This is a genomic window from Leisingera sp. M658, from assembly GCF_025144145.1.
Lineage (GTDB): Bacteria > Pseudomonadota > Alphaproteobacteria > Rhodobacterales > Rhodobacteraceae > Leisingera.
In genome coordinates this window covers 270,269-287,572 of record NZ_CP083546.1, presented here as the reverse complement: position 1 = coordinate 287,572, position 17,304 = coordinate 270,269, and the positions used below count along the sequence as shown (strand labels likewise).

At 57.3% G+C, this 17,304-nt stretch carries 15 protein-coding genes and 1 tRNA gene; 8 read left to right on the top strand and 8 right to left on the bottom strand.

The features are described 5' to 3' along the window. Window positions 1–730 precede the first annotated feature (730 nt). Window positions 731–3,283 (top strand): hypothetical protein, encoded by a 2,553-nt coding sequence (locus K3724_RS01520; RefSeq protein WP_259989408.1) that lies wholly within the window; start codon window positions 731–733, stop codon window positions 3,281–3,283. A gap of 871 nt (window positions 3,284–4,154) precedes the next feature. Here K3724_RS01520 and K3724_RS01515 read toward each other — a convergent pair. The 3 genes from K3724_RS01515 to K3724_RS01505 all read right to left on the bottom strand — a co-directional run bounded on the left by K3724_RS01515 (window position 4,155) and on the right by K3724_RS01505 (window position 6,419). After that, on the bottom strand, window positions 4,155–4,757 hold the full coding sequence (locus tag K3724_RS01515; RefSeq protein WP_259989407.1) for a short chain dehydrogenase: 603 nt from the start codon (window positions 4,755–4,757) through the stop codon (window positions 4,155–4,157). Window positions 4,758–4,826: 69 nt separating this feature from the next. Beyond that, window positions 4,827–5,906 carry an ABC transporter substrate-binding protein gene (locus K3724_RS01510; protein WP_259989405.1) on the bottom strand — a complete coding sequence of 360 codons (1,080 nt, stop codon included), beginning with the start codon at window positions 5,904–5,906 and terminating at the stop codon, window positions 4,827–4,829. Window positions 5,907–5,936: 30 nt separating this feature from the next. Further along, entirely contained in the window at window positions 5,937–6,419 is a 483-nt protein-coding gene (locus K3724_RS01505) for a luciferase family protein (RefSeq protein ID WP_259989403.1), read from the bottom strand. A gap of 243 nt (window positions 6,420–6,662) precedes the next feature. Between K3724_RS01505 and K3724_RS01500 the strand changes: the two genes are divergently transcribed. Continuing rightward, on the top strand, window positions 6,663–7,547 hold the full coding sequence (locus K3724_RS01500; RefSeq protein ID WP_259989401.1) for a LysR family transcriptional regulator: 885 nt from the start codon (window positions 6,663–6,665) through the stop codon (window positions 7,545–7,547). A 447-nt stretch (window positions 7,548–7,994) separates the two neighbouring features. On the opposite strand, the gene K3724_RS01495 is transcribed toward K3724_RS01500, so the two are convergent. Next, window positions 7,995–9,107 (bottom strand): hypothetical protein, encoded by a 1,113-nt coding sequence (locus K3724_RS01495; RefSeq protein WP_259989399.1) that lies wholly within the window; start codon window positions 9,105–9,107, stop codon window positions 7,995–7,997. A gap of 294 nt (window positions 9,108–9,401) precedes the next feature. On the opposite strand from K3724_RS01495, the gene K3724_RS01490 reads away from it, so the two are divergent. Beyond that, on the top strand, window positions 9,402–9,617 hold the full coding sequence (locus K3724_RS01490) for a hypothetical protein (RefSeq protein WP_259989397.1): 216 nt from the start codon (window positions 9,402–9,404) through the stop codon (window positions 9,615–9,617). A 94-nt stretch (window positions 9,618–9,711) separates the two neighbouring features. On the opposite strand, the gene K3724_RS01485 is transcribed toward K3724_RS01490, so the two are convergent. The 4 genes from K3724_RS01485 to K3724_RS01470 form a co-directional block, all read right to left on the bottom strand. Beyond that, a tRNA-Arg gene (locus K3724_RS01485) sits at window positions 9,712–9,788 on the bottom strand. Between the two features lie 100 nt (window positions 9,789–9,888). Beyond that, window positions 9,889–11,274, bottom strand: a complete 1,386-nt coding sequence (locus K3724_RS01480; protein ID WP_259989395.1) for a HAMP domain-containing sensor histidine kinase — start codon at window positions 11,272–11,274, stop codon at window positions 9,889–9,891. Between the two features lie 15 nt (window positions 11,275–11,289). Further along, window positions 11,290–12,708, bottom strand: coding sequence for an NAD(P)/FAD-dependent oxidoreductase (locus K3724_RS01475; RefSeq protein ID WP_259989393.1), 1,419 nt, complete (start codon window positions 12,706–12,708; stop codon window positions 11,290–11,292). Between the two features lie 2 nt (window positions 12,709–12,710). After that, the gene (locus tag K3724_RS01470) at window positions 12,711–13,496 is read right to left on the bottom strand and encodes a TVP38/TMEM64 family protein (protein ID WP_409201395.1); all 786 of its coding nucleotides are present in this window, start codon (window positions 13,494–13,496) and stop codon (window positions 12,711–12,713) included. A gap of 365 nt (window positions 13,497–13,861) precedes the next feature. Between K3724_RS01470 and rpmH the strand changes: the two genes are divergently transcribed. The 5 genes from rpmH to K3724_RS01445 all read left to right on the top strand — a co-directional run bounded on the left by rpmH (window position 13,862) and on the right by K3724_RS01445 (window position 17,292). Continuing rightward, a complete protein-coding gene (gene rpmH, locus K3724_RS01465) occupies window positions 13,862–13,996 on the top strand; it encodes a 50S ribosomal protein L34 (RefSeq protein WP_008554144.1) in 135 nt (44 codons plus the stop codon). Window positions 13,997–14,019: 23 nt separating this feature from the next. Next, window positions 14,020–14,445 carry a ribonuclease P protein component gene (gene rnpA / locus K3724_RS01460; protein ID WP_259989391.1) on the top strand — a complete coding sequence of 142 codons (426 nt, stop codon included), beginning with the start codon at window positions 14,020–14,022 and terminating at the stop codon, window positions 14,443–14,445. Between the two features lie 63 nt (window positions 14,446–14,508). Beyond that, window positions 14,509–14,739, top strand: a complete 231-nt coding sequence (gene yidD, locus K3724_RS01455) for a membrane protein insertion efficiency factor YidD (RefSeq protein ID WP_259989389.1) — start codon at window positions 14,509–14,511, stop codon at window positions 14,737–14,739. Between the two features lie 54 nt (window positions 14,740–14,793). After that, window positions 14,794–15,681, top strand: a complete 888-nt coding sequence (gene ttcA / locus K3724_RS01450; protein WP_259989387.1) for a tRNA 2-thiocytidine(32) synthetase TtcA — start codon at window positions 14,794–14,796, stop codon at window positions 15,679–15,681. A gap of 66 nt (window positions 15,682–15,747) precedes the next feature. Further along, window positions 15,748–17,292, top strand: a complete 1,545-nt coding sequence (locus K3724_RS01445) for a bifunctional diguanylate cyclase/phosphodiesterase (protein ID WP_259989385.1) — start codon at window positions 15,748–15,750, stop codon at window positions 17,290–17,292. The last annotated feature ends 12 nt before the right edge of the window (window positions 17,293–17,304 follow it).

Sequence of the window (17,304 nt, the reverse complement as noted above, 5' to 3'; positions counted from 1 at the left end):
TCTCCGTCCACATCATGAGCCGCAGGAGAAGACATATGCCAAATATGATTGACCATACGGCCCGTGCCCGGCGCGCTTACAAGATACTGCGCCGATGCGCTCGGAAGGGGCAGCGGATTACATACAAGGACCTCACCGATCCGCTTGGACTTCACCACCGCAGCGCCCGCTGGTTTCTTGGGGTGATGCAGACTTGGTTCAGAGAGAACGGATATCCGCCGATGCAGGCACTAGTATACGCAAAACACACCGGTATTCCTGGAACAGGATACGTAGCCAGTTCGAGGGGGGGCGAGCTATATGATCACGCGCTTCGTGACGTCTGGAGCTTCCCCTGGCCGAAGAAACCGCCCTTCTGACATCGTGGATTCCGAGATCGCCATGACCGCGCATATTATTTAATGACCACGAGGCAATGTGCGGTCGCGGCGAATGGCTGGTGTGGTGAAGCTGCGCCGCAGAATTTGGCGATGGACGGAGCGGCTGCTATGGGCCGTTCTCGCCGGTGGAAGTTGTTTCTATTGCCCTGATGCTGCGTTGCACCCGAGGCCAGCTATGAGCCCAAATTTGACAAATGCTGCAGGAAGCACCTACGTCCGCAAAAAGCGCCAAAGCTGACGTTCGCTTGCAAGGTTTATGAGGTTGTGATCCTATCGACTCAAAACCCCAGCAAGTTTAGCATCGTGCTAGTCTTTACGTTTTTCGTTGATTAATCAGGTAGTGAAAATCCATGCCGTACGACCTTCCAATAGAATTCACGAGCTCGAACATTTATCGCTCAAGAATTCTTTCACTGACAGGCGGTGATTTGAAGACTTGGGATGTTCTCGCACAGAGCCTTTCACAGATACGTCGAAACTGCGAGCCGCTCCTTAATGCTATCGTGCTCGACTTACCCGAACACACAGACCATTCAATAAAGCATGTTGACGCTTTATGGCAAGTTGTCGATCAATTGATTGATAATGATTACCCAATGAATCCGGTTGAAATATTCGTCATTGGTTGCTGCTTCGTACTTCACGATTCAGCGCAGTCACGCGCAGCATACAAAGATTTTGAGAACGAATTCAAAAACCAACTAGACCATAAAAACGCCGCAGAAATTCTAAGAGAAAACCATGCCGCGAAGGTCAGAGATCTGATCCGCGAGCCGATAGGCGTTGGATCTGCCTCTTACTTCATAATTCCTGATCCCGAATTCAGAGCAGAGTTTGCCGACATAATATCTGAGATATGTGCGTCCCACTGGTGGAGCACGCCAGAACTCAAACAGAGACTCGTCGATCGGAGACTAGTGAACGCGCCAATAAACATTTTGCCCGCCTGCCCAAGTGAATGGACAATCAATACACTAAACTTGGCCTCACTACTTCGAATAGCGGATATCGCTCACTGTGACGCGAGGCGAGCGCCACTTAGTCAGTTTAACGTGCGCTCAAAGATGAATCCCGTTTCACTGAGCCACTGGAAGAAGCAAGGAAAGTTGAGGGCTCCACGCCTCTCCGGGTCAAAACTTGTTTACAATTCTCGCGAGGGCTATGAGCGGAGTGAAAGCCCAGTGTGGTGGGCTTCATATCATATGCTAAAGGATGTCGATTTAGAGATAAAAGATACTAATAAAGTTCTCCGCAGCAGCAATAATGGAACTACCTTGAAAGCAGAAGGAGTTGCGGATGTCGAAACACCCGAAGATGCCGCCAGCCAAACACTAAAGCCGGTGGACTGGCTCCCGAGCGACTTGAGCTTCAGACTAGATAGTATCTCCGAGATTGTCTCGACCCTCGGAGGTCGAGCGCTCTATGGCGACGCCCAGTTAGTACCACTTCGAGAGTTGCTACAGAATGCAGTGCAAGCCACTTTAATGCTACCTGATGTAGCTGGAAGGGTCAGCAAGCAAGAAGTCGTGATCACTGTACAACCAGACTATCCGGAAGAACTTTCGAAGGACGAGATCCGAAGCTTCGTAGGTGACTATACCTTAGAAGTAAAGGACTCAGGCATCGGTATGTCATTACTAGATGTGCAATCAGGTCTTTTATCAGTGAACAAGAGTCATTGGTCTGAAACTGCTGCTGTGTCCGATTATAAAGAAAGGGTTGTACACGATACGTCAAACCATATTGCGAAGTTTGGTATTGGATTCTTGAGTGTTTTTATGTGGTCTGACAATATTGGTATTCGGAGCCAGTCCTTTGGAAGTGTAGACGAAGTACATTTAGAGTTTAATGACGGATTGAGATCCCCTCCGATTCTTAACTTAAATGATGCGCACTTTGCGCTTCACGGCACGACGATTTCGCTTACGTTCAATCGCTTCGATTGGGTTAGAGGGTCCACATTTCACGACAATCGAGGTGGATTCTCGATTGAGTATTTTCGAAACTCGATTCGTCAGATCTGCCCATTCCCACTAGTGGATATCAGAATAATCCTTGGTAGAGAGGAAAAGCTAATTCCAGCGGAGGACTGGAGAAAACCGACTGATACACGAGAACATGATGAGCGGGGTTGGGACACGTATGCGACACCGCGGCTAAAATTTGATCCTTCAGCGCCGGTATTCTTCTCCGAGAAGTTGTCAAAGACGGCACGGGCAGCATACCTTCAGCCTTCGACGCACGGTTCAGCGATTGTCCTTTGGAATGGGTTTAGAGTTGGCAGAGCTGCCGGATGGAACGGTGTCATTGAGATGGAGCCCATGAGTGCCCGTCGGGAGGACAAGTATGAGATTGATGAACTACTTTGCCGGGATGATGGCTTTCGTAAGTGGCTGATCGAGCATCGAGACGTCGAATGGGGGACTGCCTATGCGAGGCTTCGGGCCCGTATTAATGATGCGGTTGTGCTCGACGAGAAATGTTTGATCTCTTCCGGGAGCAAAACGCTTTCAATTGATGAAGCAATATCTATTTATTCAAGTGGTAGACCATTAATACTGTTACAGGATTTGCACATGCTTGAATTCGAAGATGGTTTCGATAGTATCGGAGACATCGACGAGTTTAGGCATTCGGAGTGCGCTCTAGTTATTTACTTTCAAGCACTTCCGTTTCGACACTTTGATCGCTGCGTGCTCATGATCCTGCAGAAATTAAAATTGGGAAACAATGAAAAAGATGATGGATTCGATCGACTCCAGAGTTTCATCTATGGGCTCTCGATGGGCTTTCACGGTGATGACGAAGTTCAATTCCTAGAAGAGATGCGAAAGGCTGGTGTAACAGTGCATCTAGAAGGTATCGTAATCGATCCTCGTACGAAGAGGGAGGAAATTTCCTGAATGCTGTGCGACCAAGCATTGAATCGCGAAACGATGCAATCTAAAAGTATGGGTATTTTTGAATTAGTTGATTTCCAAAACAAAGGGAGCAAGAGAATAGATCAGCAGAATATAAAACTCTTTCCACCTGTAAACTCGTAAAATTGACGGGCACTTGTTATGAGTCGGATCCAATGAATGTTGTTCGCGCCGGTATGCCCACCATGACAGGATATCTGCAATCTGCTGAACAAAAAAAACTGCCGACACTACCCATATTATATACCCAGTCTCCGCGAGAGAAGCAGCAGCAGAAGATATAGCAATCCAACCTGCTAAGATAGATATGTACGCTATAAGCCTGGCGTTCGCGAATGAATTCAGCTGAATGATATTTTCGTTTATGTACCGCAGCCGCTCATGGAGCATGTGGTTGGACATCGAGTGAACACCTTCTTGCATTACATTTTACTATCTTGACAGAATATATGTCATTTTCTGCGCAAACAAAGCAAGCTATGTTCAGCGTTGCAGTAGTTCCGCTATGTGAGCGAAGCAGTTCCTCTTGCATCTGTGCCTTTGGGATTTAGCAAGAGGCGTCTGGCGTGCCTGCATGGTTACGAAGAATAATCTGTAGGTCCAGTATGCGCGCAGTTCCGGACCTTCGCACAAACGACTTGAACGGCAACTTTGTCCCGCGATACAGCCGTTAGTGTCGGGCGTTTTCTGGATTCCTGGCTGCAGAAGTCGGCGAAAGGCGGCAACGAGCCCTTTGCAGCCGTTCGTCCCATGGCATTCTTTTGCACATGCAGTACGTCGCAATCGGTTCCTTCCTGCCATTCCGTTTTGGAAACGCAACGGCAGGAAGGAACCGGCATTTTGGTTTCAATGGCTACACGTAGTCAGGTGCATCCAACGTTTTACCGCTCATAGTGCCTTCGATAGCAGCGACATAGGCTTTGGCAGTATCTGCAGCTGACAGGCCAGAACTTGAGTCCATGCCCAACATCTCCATCGTTTCCTTGACGAAGACGGGGCTGACGGTGTTTACCCGTAGGTCGCGATCAAGTTCGAGTGCTGCTGCCTTGGCAAAGGATTCCAGCGCGCCGTTGGCGATGCTGATCACCACAGAACCCGGCATCGGATCGCGGGACAGAATGCCAGCCGTGAGCGTGAACGATCCACCATCGCTGATATGACTCTGCCCAACGCGGACAAGGTTGATCTGGCCCATCAGCTTGTTGCCAAGCGCAAGGTCGTAAGCTGCGTCGTCCAGCTCGTTGAAGGGCGCAAAACCGGCAAGCCCGGCGGTGCTGATCACGGCGTCAACGGTGCCGATGGCCTGGAACATCGCCTCGATGGAGGCTTTGGAACCGAGATCGACCTTCACATCACCGTCGCTGTATCCGGCGCTGATGATTTCATGGTTGGCCGAGAGGGCATTTGCGACTGCGCCGCCGATGAGACCGGTTGCGCCTACGATAAGGATTTTCATGGATTTTCTCCGATATTGAAGGGCTTCGCGTTGCCGCGTTCTAGTCGCAACGCGAAGCCGTGAGCGGGGTTATGGTTTGACGCTGTAGTCCAGTTCGAGAGGGGCTGGACCTTCAGCTGGACCGACGAGCTGTTCGATCTGCAGGCGGAAACGCTCGACCTGATCGCGTTTCAGCATGAACCGGTGGAAGTCTGCAGGAGAGGTGTTGTAGTGCAGGTGCGATTTGTAGCCATCGGGTGATTCAACATCCATGCGCACCGGGAACTGCAGCCACTTGCCTTGGAATTCCTCAGAGAGCATCCAGTTCAGGTAGAGTTTGGCCGCGGCTTTGTGTTTTGCATCCGTCGGAATAGCTGCGGTTTGAAACCAACTCAGGAAGTAGTCTTCTTCGGGCAGTACGAGCCGTGTATCGCTGCCTTCAAATGGCACAAATGCCCAGGAGGTCGTGAAGCTCGCGCCATACCATCCGTTGTCAATCGCGACATAGGGCATCGACGTGCCGCGCACCCAGGTCGGTTCAGTGGCAACAAGCTGTTCAAGATACTCCCAGCCGTATTGCTCTTTCAGATTCCAGAACTGGTACAGAACGGCGTCATCGGTGTGCGGGTAGGTCAGGATGACTTTGCCCTTCAGCGCCGGGTCCAGGTAATCCAGCGCATCGCGCGGAGCGTCATCTTCATTAATCAGGTCGGAATTGAATACGTTGGTGAAGGCCACGCCGAACAGGCCGATCCAACGCCCGTGCGGATCTTTGTAATCCGGGTAGACCTTCTCCCAGTTCTTCGGCTTGTATCGCTCCAGTAACCCGCGCTCAGCATAGTAGTCGTAGTCGTGCAGGGTTTGAAACTGGATGATGTCCGGCACATCGGCTTTGCTGTCATCTTCCCGCGCATTGTCATAGCGGGATGCGTGATAGAAACTTAGGTCAACACTGTGCGTGACATTGATTTCCGGAAAACGCTCTTTGAACATATCCAGGTAGTAGTCGGCCTGATCGTCCTTATCACCGCCCGCGCGGATGACCAGCTCGCCGCCTTCCGCAACGGCTTCGGCATAAAGCTCTTCGAGCGATTTGGTTTCGATTTCGGTTGCGAGTGCCGAGCTGGCAAAGAGAATTCCTGCAACAGCACCAATAAGTGCGTGTTTCATTGGATTATCCTTTCTGTATGGGTTGAGGGATTACGCCGCGATTTTCTGAGCGGTCACCGCTTCGTAGGAGCGGCTGAGGATCGTTTTAATGATGTCCAGCTCAACCTCATCACGGGGTGAAAACACCATCACCAGCCCGACCGGACGGCGGCCTGCCAGGACCAGAGTGTGGTGCTCACCCCAGCCTTTTTCGACAACTTCCAGGGCATCGTCGTGGGGCAGTTGCACGTGCATGCTGCTATTGTCCGGATGCGGGTGGATGTGGGCGAACTCGCGGCCAATCATGAAGGCGTCGTGATTGCAGGCGGCTCCATCGTGCATGACCATGGCGCGGGCTCCGGGAACGGAAACAAGGCTGTCGCGGTTTTCGACACACGGCAGGGTAAAGGCCCATTCGCGCATCTGGTCAACGATGTGGTCAGGCCCGTGGTGAGTGACCTGGGAATGCGGCAGCCCGTGGGTGGTGTCGGGTTTCGGACCAACGCGCTTCGGGAGGTTCAGTGTTTTGCTCATGGCGTTTCTCCAGTTCGGTGTGCTCAGAAGATAGCCTGCGCAACTGCGCATAGTAATTAGCGATCTAGACAAGCCATGCTTGCACAAAAGCACAGATTAAAATCGCAACCAGGCCATGCGGGCTGAATTTCGAAAGCTGCGCCAGAAAGCAGGCCTCCCTTTGGCCAGGCGAAATGCTTGCTGAGCGGCGTTCAGGCGTTAATACTTGCAAGGAGATTTGGCATCACCGTAAAGGCTTCTTGCATGGACGCACAAAACTTTGAATGGAGCGATGTTCCTTTTGTGCTGGCCGTCTGCGAAACCGGAAGCCTGTCCGGCGCGGCCCGCAGGTTAGGAGTGAACCACTCCACCGTTTTCCGGCGCATCGAAAACGTGGAAAGCAAGCTGGGCGTCACCCTGTTCGAGCGCCAATCGCACGGCTATGTCATGACTGCGGCGGGTGAGTATTTTCTTCAGCATGGGCTGAAGCTTCGGGAACGCATGACCCTTATTCAGCGCGAACTGAGCGGTCAGGATTTGCGCCTGGAGGGCATTCTTACCGTTACGACGACAGACTCTTTGCTGCACATGTTTTCGCCAGTGTTCCGGTATTTTCAGCAAAAATACCCTGATGTTGAACTGCGCCTGCTCTCCGGAACCCGGCCACTAGACCTGATGCAGCGTGACGCTGATATTGCGTTGCGGCCAACAATGAACCCTCCCGAACATTGGATAGGGCGCAACCTGCTGCCGGTTTCCTATGCAGTCTATGCCCATACGGATTACGTGGAGGCTATGCGGGACCTGCCGCCGGAGCAGCACCGCTGGCTGCAGCTGGACGATACCTTGCGGCAATCACCGATGAACCGGATTACAGCGGTGCACAAGGCGGAGCATGCGCCAATAACACTAACCAGTGCGGTTATGGGGATGTTCGACCTTGCCCGGGCAAGCCTCGGTATTGCTGTGTTGCCCTGCTACCTTGGCCAAAGCTGCCCGGAACTGCAGCGGCTGCACGCGCCCGACCCCAAAAACAACACAAGTCTCTGGATGCTGGCACATCCCGATATTCGACGAAGCGCCAGGGTTCATGCATTCTTCGAATTCGCGACCGCCAAAATTCGTGATGAGTACATGGATGTTTTCTAGCTGTATGATCTGCTGAGACGGCATCCGAGCGCATCGCAACAGCAGATGAATTTGGCTCGAACATGCCGTAAACTAAGGTGAGCTTTGGCGGTTTACCACCGATAGAAGGCAATGGGCGCGGTCTTGTTCGCGACTGCGGCGAACGACAGAAAAGTTCGCATTTAGATGGTCTGACCAGGTTGCAGCGAAAGGACGGTTTGAATTCCGCACCTCAGAGTGGCTTTGAATAGCCGGTTTCGCGACAACGGCTGCAACGCAGCGATGAGCTTGCCGCACCTGCAAGCGAATGCTGCGTCAGCAAACGCCTGGAAGGGCAATGTCCGCATAGTCCCGCAGTGTGTGAATTCACCCAGAATCAGATTTCGGCGTCGCAGCGAATGTCCGCAATTACGGGCCGCAGTGCAGCGAAGGAAAGCAGTGGCCAAAGGCAACAAAGGACCGAGAAGGTCATTTTTCGGTTGTTACGTCGGCACTCACATCCTCGCGCCAGTAGATCCGGCTTAGATCATGGGGCATCGCCAACAGGGCCACGTTGGCATTTCTAAGTTTCATCGAAAATGCACCTTGTGGGCGCTGCGTGATCTCGGCGAGCTCGCCCAAGGAAGTGAAGCTCTTCTGAAACTGCGTCAGACTATCAGCGGTGACAACAGTCGCCCCCCGGCGGTAGAGCTCTGAGGTATCCACACCGCACAGCATTCCATGCTGGATCAAATACCCTGCTGTTTTGACCGTCACTTTTAACTGCCGGGCGGCGTCACCGAAGGAAAGGCGGCTCTCTCCCGACGCCCTAGCGTTATCGGCACCATATACGCTACTTTCAGCTTTTTCATACGAACTTTGCCCGGCTCGAAAGAACTTCTTCTCGCGCTCGTAGGCGTCGAACATTTGCTGAGTTACAAAATTCATCGGTGCGATACTGCCGCCATCGTCACGCGTTGCGAGACCTCGGCAAATCAGGTCTTCGGCATTGCGCTTGGCGAACCCAGTCAGCGAAACCGACTTCTGTGGGTTCGAAGAAGCTGTTCCTTCCGAAGGCACGCCCAGCACCAGCACGCCTTTTCTGACGGAAAAATTGCCGAAGACGTGTCGCCGCACAACGTCACGAAGGGGCTCGAACTCATCGCCGAGGCTCCGGCTTTTCAGCCACACAATCCAGGGGCCAAAGAGTCGACCGAAGAACCTGCTGTCCGCGCCGTCCTCGCGAGCCAAAGCGGCAAGACAGTCGGAAAGAGCTGCAGGACCGTCTTTCAGTACGTGGTAGCCCAAGACACCATAGCTCCTCCAGTCTGGCTCGCTGTGCCCCGCCAGCGCAGCATCTGGCCCCTTTGCAATACGCAGGCCCAGCACCTCGCATGCGCGAGACGCCACGTTGAGTTCAAGACGGTCGATCCATCGGTCTCCCCGCCCGCTCAGGATGCGGTTCGTGAGGTACGCCTCGAAAGGGCTGGAATTTGCCTGGACCACCGGCTGATCCAAAATCCAACCATGGTGTTTTTGCAGCTGCGCCGCGAAATCTCTGGCGTCCTTGTTGAATTTCTCGGCTGGAAGGCATGCGAGCATGCTGCTGTGTTTCGGGCAGCTCCTGATAGACGAGAATTTCCACTGGGGCGACGCGGCACACGCCAGGACTCTGCTGCTGACGGCATTTCGCTCCGTATGCACTCCGGGCAGACGCGGATGCGCGAGCGCTGAAAGCTCTGAAGAGAGGCAAATTCATCCCGAAGTCGAAAATGGCCCTTACCGAGTTGGCGGATAGAAACCCGCTCCAGTGCGGTCACGTCACACCCTGCCAGCTAAGCCAATTGCTTGATTGCTACCTTCTCTCCACGAAAGAACGGGTCGATCGGAAAGGCAATGTCGCCGCAAAACCTCTGCATCGAAATGGCGCCGTTCCTGGCCGCAAGCCGCGACAACAAGGAAGATGCCGGCTCGCACGTGGCGTGCGGCACCGTCAGCGGTAACTGCGGGAAGTTCGTTCCGGGAGTGGCAGGTAAGCTTTTGACCAAGCGAGGCTTCCGGGATCAGACAAGGGCTGGTTTGGCTGGATCTTACGATCACCAGCTCAACTGAGCAACGTCGCTATGATTTCAGGATATTTCGCCGACTGGGTCAGTTACCTGTCACAAAAGTCGGTTTTGCTTGGCATCTGACACAATGTAAAAAGTGGCGGACCGAGGAGGATTCGAACCCCCGACCCCTTGATTCGTAGTCAAGTACTCTATCCAGCTGAGCTATCGGTCCACTGCGGCGGGGTGTAATCATAGCGCTGGAGAGTCGCAACCCCAAAACTCAAAATTAGTTTCCTCCGGCCGGCATAATTCCGTCAGCTTGCTTGCCGCGGTCAAATCGTGCCATCGCCCTTGGGCAGGCAGATCTCGAAAACGGTGCCGTCCGGGCTGGTTTCCTTCAGCACGACCGATCCGCCATGGCCGCGGGCCAGCTCGCCCGCAATGGCCAATCCCAGCCCGGTGCCGCCCTTGCGGGCACCGCCCTGGAACGGGGTGAACAGATTGTCCTGCGCTTTTTTCGGCAAACCGGGGCCGGTGTCGGAAACGGTGATATACCAGGCGTCTTCTTCCTCATACGCGCCGACCGTGATCCTGCCCGGTTTCCCGGTGGCGGTGATCGCCTGACGGGCGTTGCGCACCAGATTCATAACAATGCGGAACAGCTGTTCGGAATCAGCGCGCAGCATCATCGGTTTGGGCACTGCATTGACGATCCCGACCAATGCGCTGTCCGCAGCCAGCAGCTCGCTTTCGGCAATATCCGCTGTGATTTCATGCAGGCAGACCACAGCAAAGGTGGGCGACGGCTCCTCGGCGCGCCCGAACGCCAGAGTTCCCTCGCACAGGGAAACCGCACGGGTGATCGAATTCACCAGCTTCGGCGCCAGCCGGCGCACCAGGGGATCCTCGCTCATCTCGATGCGGTCGGTGAACAGCTGCGCCGAGGTCAGGATGTTGCGCAGATCATGGCTCACCTTGGCCACCGCACCGCCCAGCTGGGCCAGTCGCTCGCGCTGCTTCAGCGCGTGCGTCAGCTCAGTTTGCAGCTGCATCAGCGCTTCTTCTGCCTCGCGCAGCTCCACCACGCTGGAACTCGGGTGGATGATGCCGCGCGCATCCTCAGGCGCCGCCGCATAGCGCTGCATATAGCCGACGACGCTTTTGATCGGTTTCACCAGCACAATCCGCACCGCAACAAACAGCAACAGCGCCGTAAAAACCGAAATCACCGCCGACAGAACCAGGATCCGCACCCCGTAATCTATCATCGCCATGCGCAATGGCGCGGTTTCCATGGTGACTTCGATCAATATTCCCGCATCGCGCACCGGCGCGCCGATCACCCGGATAATCTCGTTTTCCGGCCGGGACAGCCGCAGCACTGCATCCCGGATCAGGGTCATTGCCCCGGCCATCCGCAAATCATAGGTGCCAGTGATCTGCTGCGGAATCGGCGAGGCCAGCATCAGCTGGCGGATCTCGTCGCGGCGCAGCACGACGTTATAGACACCTGCGTTCTCCAAAAGCTCCGCTTCCAGTTCCGTCGCCAGCATGTCATCAGCCAGCAGCGCCAGCGACGCGATCTGCGCCCGCTGCAACCGGTCGGCCAGAAAATCCTCGCGGAACCGCGCAATCGAAGGCACAAAGATCAGGATCTCGGCCAGCATCACAAAGACAGTTGTCAGGATCAGAAATCTGCCCGAAAGCGTGTTGAGCATCCCGCCGCCTTTACCTCAAGGAATCCAGCGCTGCACCACGCGCACAGCGCGTTTGACAAAACCGCTCTCAAACAGCCGCGGGGTGAAATAGGCCCCGGAAACCCGTTTGTTAATCTCGCTGATGGAGGGGTAAGGCGCAACCATGGCTGCAATCTGGCTCATTTTCAAACGGTTGGCCAGCGCCATCGACCACAGGGTGATCAATTCTCCCGCCTGATGGCCTGCGATGGTGGCGCCCACGGGACGGCCCTTGAACACCATCACCTTGATGAAGCCTTTGGTCCTGCGTTCGGCAATGGCACGGTCGTTGTGATGGTAGTCGAACCGTGCCACCTCCAGTTTGACACCGTAGATATCCCGCGCTTGCGCCTCGGTCAGGCCGACCTGTGCCAGTTCCGGGTCGGTATAGGTGGCCCAGGGGATATGGCTGATCCCGGCCTTGGACGGCAGGCCGAACAGGGCCGAGCGTATGACAATGCCGGCGTGATAGCCCGCCACATGGGTGAACTGCAGCCCGCCGGCCACGTCGCCGATGGCATAAACACGTCTGTTGGTGGTCAAGAGGCTCTCATCGACCTTGATGCCGTTGCCTTTGGTTTCAATCCCGGCGGCAGCGAGGTTCAGCTGCTCCATATTGGCCTTACGCCCCACCGCCATCAGCAGGTGGCTGCCCTTGAAGGTGCTGCCATCCTTGGTCTCGACCTCAATGGCCCCTGCCTGGCCGGTGATGCGCGAGACCATGGCGCCCTCGGCGATCTCCACGCCTTCTGCGCGCAAGCTGTAAAGCACCAGCGCTGCGGCCTCCGGATCATCCTTGCCCAGCGCCTTCAGCCCTTCGATCACAGTGACCTTGCAGCCCAGGCGCACATGCGCCTGCGCCATCTCCATGCCGATCGGGCCGCCGCCGATGATCAGCAAGTGCTCGGGCTTCTCGCGCAGTTCAAACAGGGTCTCGTTGGTCTCGTAAGGCACCTTGTCCAACCCTGGGATCGGCGGCACCAGCGGCGAAGACCCCGTGGCGATCACCACCCGCCGCGCAATGATCCTGTGCGGGCCTGCTTCGACTTCTGTTGGCGAAACAAAGCGGCCGAACTCGCGGATCACCCGCACGCCGAGGCCCTCGAACCGTTCCTGGCTGTCGACCGGGGCGATGGTTTCAATCACCGCCTGCACATGATCTTTAGCCGCGGCATAGTCGGGCCGCGGGTGCTGATCCGCCACACCAAAGGCTTGGGCATGCGCCTGAGCATGCGCCGCCTTACCGCTGGCCAGCAGCGCCTTGGAGGGCACACAACCGTAGTTCAGGCAGTCGCCGCCCATCTTGTGGCCTTCCAGCAATACAACCGACGCCCCCATCTGGCTGGCACCGGCAGCCGCCGACAGCCCGCCCGACCCGGCGCCGATAATCAGGAGATCACATTCAATGCGGCTCATGTTCAGGTATCCTTGCTGTTCTTGCCGCGCAGGGTGCCGCGGACGGATTTGACCAGGATCGGCATTGCCGCCAGCACGCACAGGCCCAGAATCGGCCCGATCACATGCGGTTCCCACAGCAGGCTCAGATCCGGGTCTTCACCGCGATCGAACACCGACCCGACCCCGACCCCGATCCAGGTAAACACGATGGCGCCCGGAATGATCCCCGCCGCCGTCGTCCACAGGAAGTTGCGGAATTTCACGCCCACCAGTGCCGGCAGCAGGTTGGCGACAAAAAACGGCACCGCCGGCACCAGCCGCAGCAGCAGCAGCACCTCGACCTCGTTCTCGCGCAGCGCCTGTTTCAGCATCTGCACCCGGCCTTCTGCCGCTTCCATCCTGGCGGTCAGCGCAGCCCCCAGCCCCCAGCGCGCCGCCAGAAAGATGCCCGCCGCACCGATGGTGGCCGAAATCACGTTAACCGCGGTGCCCGCCGCCAGCCCGAACAGGAACCCGCCGGTGACCGAGGCGACCGCCGCACCCGGCAGCGAAAACAGCACGATCACGATATAAAGTCCCATGAACAGCGCCACGAGACCAAGGTAATTCTGATCCCGGAACGCCATCAGCGCCTCGCGGTTGTCGCGCAGCGTGTCAAAACTCAGGTAGTCCTTCAGCGTCACCGCCCCGATCAGTGCCACCACCGCGACGGCAATCAGCGGCAGATGGCGGGCCATCCCCGGCTTGGCCGCAGGCTGATCCTTTGGCTCGGAATCGGTCTTGGGTGTCTCGCTCATATCGCTCATACGTCCGTCTCTGTGTCAGTGCAGTGTAGCTACGTGTTAAATGGCCCGCAGGCGAGGGTGGGCAGCCCTGCCTCACGGCTGCTTGATCACCTGCCCCCGGATTCGTGAGGATTGTGGCAGAATCACTGCCCGGATGTTACATCCGCCCTGCCCGGAGGCTGTTCCGGTGCGGTTTTTGACAGAAATGTTGCACGCCAGTGTTCCGCGCCGCCATGCTTACAGGGGTTTTCTCACCCTAAAAGGTGTTTTCTCACCTCGCAGGGTTTGACTTACCCGCCGTTCCCTCCTAAAGACCGGGCTTCGAGATAGACCCCCGGGAGGCGATTCCGCGCCCTGCCCGAAGATACAATGTGGAGACCGGAGCGATGAAACGCACCTATCAGCCTTCGAACCTGGTTCGTAAACGCCGCCACGGCTTCCGTGCGCGCATGGCCACCAAAGCTGGCCGCAAGATCCTGAACGCACGCCGCGCCCGCGGCCGCAAAGAACTGAGCGCATAAGCTCAGTTCCGGTTCTGACGGACATGACACCGCCGGAGGCCCCCAAGGACGGCACTGCTGCCCGAGGGGACACGCCTCCGGCGGTGTCCGTTTGCGCAGCTGATGCGCCAAAGATTGAGGTCATGGCCAAGCGCCGTGATTTCCTTACCTGTGCCCGCCCCCCTGCCCGCAAGCAGGGCACCAAGGGCATGATGGTCCAGGGCCGCAACCGCCAGGATAATGGCGGCATCCGCATGGGGTTCACCTGTTCCAAAAAGGTCGGCAATGCCGTCGCCCGCAACCGCGCCAAGCGCCGCTTGCGCGAGGCTGCGCGGATGATTCTCCCCGCGCATGGCCGTCCGGGATGGGATTACGTGCTGATCGGCCGCGCAATTGAGACCGCCCAGCGCCCGTTCGAGGAGCTGAAGCGCGACCTGATCTATGCGCTGAAGAAGATCCACACCCCGTAAAGCCGTGCAAACCCGGCCATTGGCCGCATTGCCACCCGGCTGCCCTGCCCCTATCTATCCGCTATGACCCCGCTGGCCCATATCTTCGCGCTCCCCGTGCGTGCCTACCGGCTGCTGTTCAGCCCCTGGGTCGGGTTCAACTGCCGCTACCAGCCCACCTGCTCTGCCTACGCGTTGGAAGCGCTGGAAAAGCATGGCGCGGTCAAGGGCGCCTGGCTTACTGCCCGCCGGATCGGTCGCTGCCACCCCTTCGGCGGCGATGGATATGACCCGGTGCCCGGCAGCAAGGACTGAAGGCGGAACACCTTTTTTCTTGGCAAAACGCACTTCCTCAGCTAGGGCGCGCCCATGCTTGATGATGATCTGGACGAAATCCACCCGCTGTTTGCCGGCGCCCCCTCGACTACCGAGTTCAAGAAACTCAGGAAGCGTATCGTGCGCTACGCGCGCGAGGCGATCGACCAATACGGCATGGTGGAGCGCCGCACGGACGGCAGCACACCCAAGTGGCTGGTCTGCCTGTCGGGCGGCAAGGACAGCTATACCCTGCTGGCGGTTCTTTATGAGCTGAAGTGGCGCGGCCTGCTGCCCGTCGATCTGCTTGCCTGCAATCTGGATCAGGGCCAGCCCGGTTTTCCGGCCACCGTGCTGCCGGAGTTCCTGAAAAAGATGCGCGTGCCGCACCGGATCGAATATCAGGACACCTATTCCATCGTGATGGACAAGGTTCCGCAGGGCCGGACCTTTTGCGCGCTCTGTTCGCGCCTGCGCCGCGGCAACCTGTACCGCATTGCACGGGAGGAGGGCTGCTCGGCAGTTGTGCTGGGCCATCACCGGGATGACATTCTGGAAACCTTCTTCATGAACCTCTTTCACGGCGGGCGGCTCGCGACCATGCCGCCTAAGCTGGTCAACGAAGAAGGCGACTTGTTCGTGTTCCGTCCGCTGGCCCATGTGGCCGAGGCCGATTGCGAAAAATTCGCCCGTTCCATGAACTATCCGATCATCCCCTGCGACCTGTGCGGCAGCCAGGACGGGCTGCAGCGCCAGCAGGTGAAACAGATCCTGGATCAGTGGGAATCAAACAGCCCGGGCCGCCGCCAGGTGATGTTCCGCGCACTGATGAATGCCCGGCCTTCGCACCTGCTGGATCCGAAACTGTTCGATTTTGCCGGTTTGGAACTGAAGAACCCGGATTCCAGGCCGGAAATACCGGAAATTCCCAAGCTGCGTTAACTCCCGGGTTAGATCAGCACCCTAGTCTCATGCCGGAACGACTGGCTGCAGACGAAAGGTCTGAGAATGACAAACACGGGATCAGGTCTCCTGGCACGGCTCCGGCAAACCCTTGCCCCGGCACTTTTCGGGCCGCCTGTGCTCGCATTCCTGCCTGCCCTGACCCTGGCCACCTATTGGCTTGGCGGCGAAACCGCGCTGCTGTCAGTGGCGCTTGGCCTGCCGGTGCTGATTGCCGTTGTCGGCGGGTTCAGCAAGCTCGGCGGCGGCGGCTTGCCGCGCGACAGTGTCACCGGCATGATGCTGCGCGACGGGTTCGAGCATGAGACCGCCCGCATCTATGACGAATGCGCGGAAACGGATCTGCGCTCCGCGGTCTTCATCCTGGAACTGGACGAGTATAAAGAACTGGCGGACCGGCACGGGCTTGAGGCCGGCGACCGTATCGTTCAGCACTGCGGCACGCAGATCGCCTCGATCCTGCGCCAGCACGATACCATTGCCCGGATCGGCGACAGCCGCTTTGCCATCTGCCTGGCCCCGACCCTGCAGCTGGATCTGGAATTGTGCATCCAGCTGGCCGGCCGGATGCAGACCGCCGCCGAGGAACCTGTGCCGCTGGATGGCACTAACATCTACGTGACCTGCTCCATCGGCTTTTGCCAGCGCAACCGGGCTCCGGGCAAGGCCGGGTCCGACTGGACCGGTGCCGCCGTGACAGCCCTGGCCGAGGCGCAAAGCAATGGACCGGGCGGCATCCGCGCCTTTTCGGTGGATATGTCCGGGCGCGGTGGAACCCGTTCCAACCTGCGCGAAGAGGCTGCTTCGGCCCTGGAATCCGGTCAGATTCAGGCTTGGTTCCAGCCGCAGATCTGCACCGACACCGGCCGGGTATCCGGGTTCGAGGCGCTGGCCCGCTGGTCGCACCCGGTGCAGGGGCTGATCCCGCCCTCGACCTTCCTGCCCGCGCTGGAGGAAGCCGGGCTGATGGACCGGCTGAGCCAGGTGATGCTTTACAATTCCCTGGTGGCGATCAAGGCCTGGGATGCCGCCGGCGTCCAGGTGCCCTGCGTCGGAGTGAACTTTGCCACCCAGGAGCTGCGCAACCCCGGGCTTGCGGGACGCATCAAATGGGAGCTTGAACGTTTTGAGTTGCCGCCCAGCCGCCTGTGTGTGGAGATCCTGGAAACCGTGATGACCGATCAGCCCGACGACGTGATCACCCGCAACATCCTCGCCCTCAGCGAAATGGGCTGCCACATCGACCTGGATGACTTCGGAACCGGTCATGCCTCCATCGCCGCGGTGCGCCGTTTCAGCATCTCGCGCATCAAAATCGACCGGTCTTTTGTGATGAAGGCGGATCAGGATCCGGAACAGCAAAAACTGATCTCTGCGATCCTTACCATGGCCGAACGGCTGGAGCTGGAAACCCTGGCCGAAGGGGTTGAGACCGCAGGCGAACACGCACTGCTGGCGCAGCTGGGCTGCGGCCATGTGCAGGGCTTCGGCATCGGCCGCCCGATGCCGTTCGACCAGACGCTGGACTGGATCACGTCCCATGAAGCCAAATTGCAGGACACGCCTGTGATCGGCCGCCAGACCCCCTGAATACTCAATTCC

Coding starts and splice junctions, on each gene's coding strand:
- K3724_RS01500 (WP_259989401.1), top strand. CDS start 6,663: ATGGACGCACAAAACTTTGAATGGAGCGATGTTCCTTTTGTGCTGGCC.
- K3724_RS01475 (WP_259989393.1), bottom strand. CDS start 12,708: ATGAGCCGCATTGAATGTGATCTCCTGATTATCGGCGCCGGGTCGGGC.
- yidD (WP_259989389.1), top strand. CDS start 14,509: ATGACCCCGCTGGCCCATATCTTCGCGCTCCCCGTGCGTGCCTACCGG.
- K3724_RS01515 (WP_259989407.1), bottom strand. CDS start 4,757: ATGAAAATCCTTATCGTAGGCGCAACCGGTCTCATCGGCGGCGCAGTC.
- K3724_RS01490 (WP_259989397.1), top strand. CDS start 9,402: ATGTCGCCGCAAAACCTCTGCATCGAAATGGCGCCGTTCCTGGCCGCA.
- K3724_RS01520 (WP_259989408.1), top strand. CDS start 731: ATGCCGTACGACCTTCCAATAGAATTCACGAGCTCGAACATTTATCGC.
- K3724_RS01495 (WP_259989399.1), bottom strand. CDS start 9,107: ATGCTCGCATGCCTTCCAGCCGAGAAATTCAACAAGGACGCCAGAGAT.
- K3724_RS01480 (WP_259989395.1), bottom strand. CDS start 11,274: ATGCTCAACACGCTTTCGGGCAGATTTCTGATCCTGACAACTGTCTTT.
- K3724_RS01470 (WP_409201395.1), bottom strand. CDS start 13,496: ATGAGCGATATGAGCGAGACACCCAAGACCGATTCCGAGCCAAAGGAT.
- K3724_RS01445 (WP_259989385.1), top strand. CDS start 15,748: ATGACAAACACGGGATCAGGTCTCCTGGCACGGCTCCGGCAAACCCTT.
- K3724_RS01510 (WP_259989405.1), bottom strand. CDS start 5,906: ATGAAACACGCACTTATTGGTGCTGTTGCAGGAATTCTCTTTGCCAGC.
- ttcA (WP_259989387.1), top strand. CDS start 14,794: ATGCTTGATGATGATCTGGACGAAATCCACCCGCTGTTTGCCGGCGCC.
- rpmH (WP_008554144.1), top strand. CDS start 13,862: ATGAAACGCACCTATCAGCCTTCGAACCTGGTTCGTAAACGCCGCCAC.
- rnpA (WP_259989391.1), top strand. CDS start 14,020: ATGACACCGCCGGAGGCCCCCAAGGACGGCACTGCTGCCCGAGGGGAC.
- K3724_RS01505 (WP_259989403.1), bottom strand. CDS start 6,419: ATGAGCAAAACACTGAACCTCCCGAAGCGCGTTGGTCCGAAACCCGAC.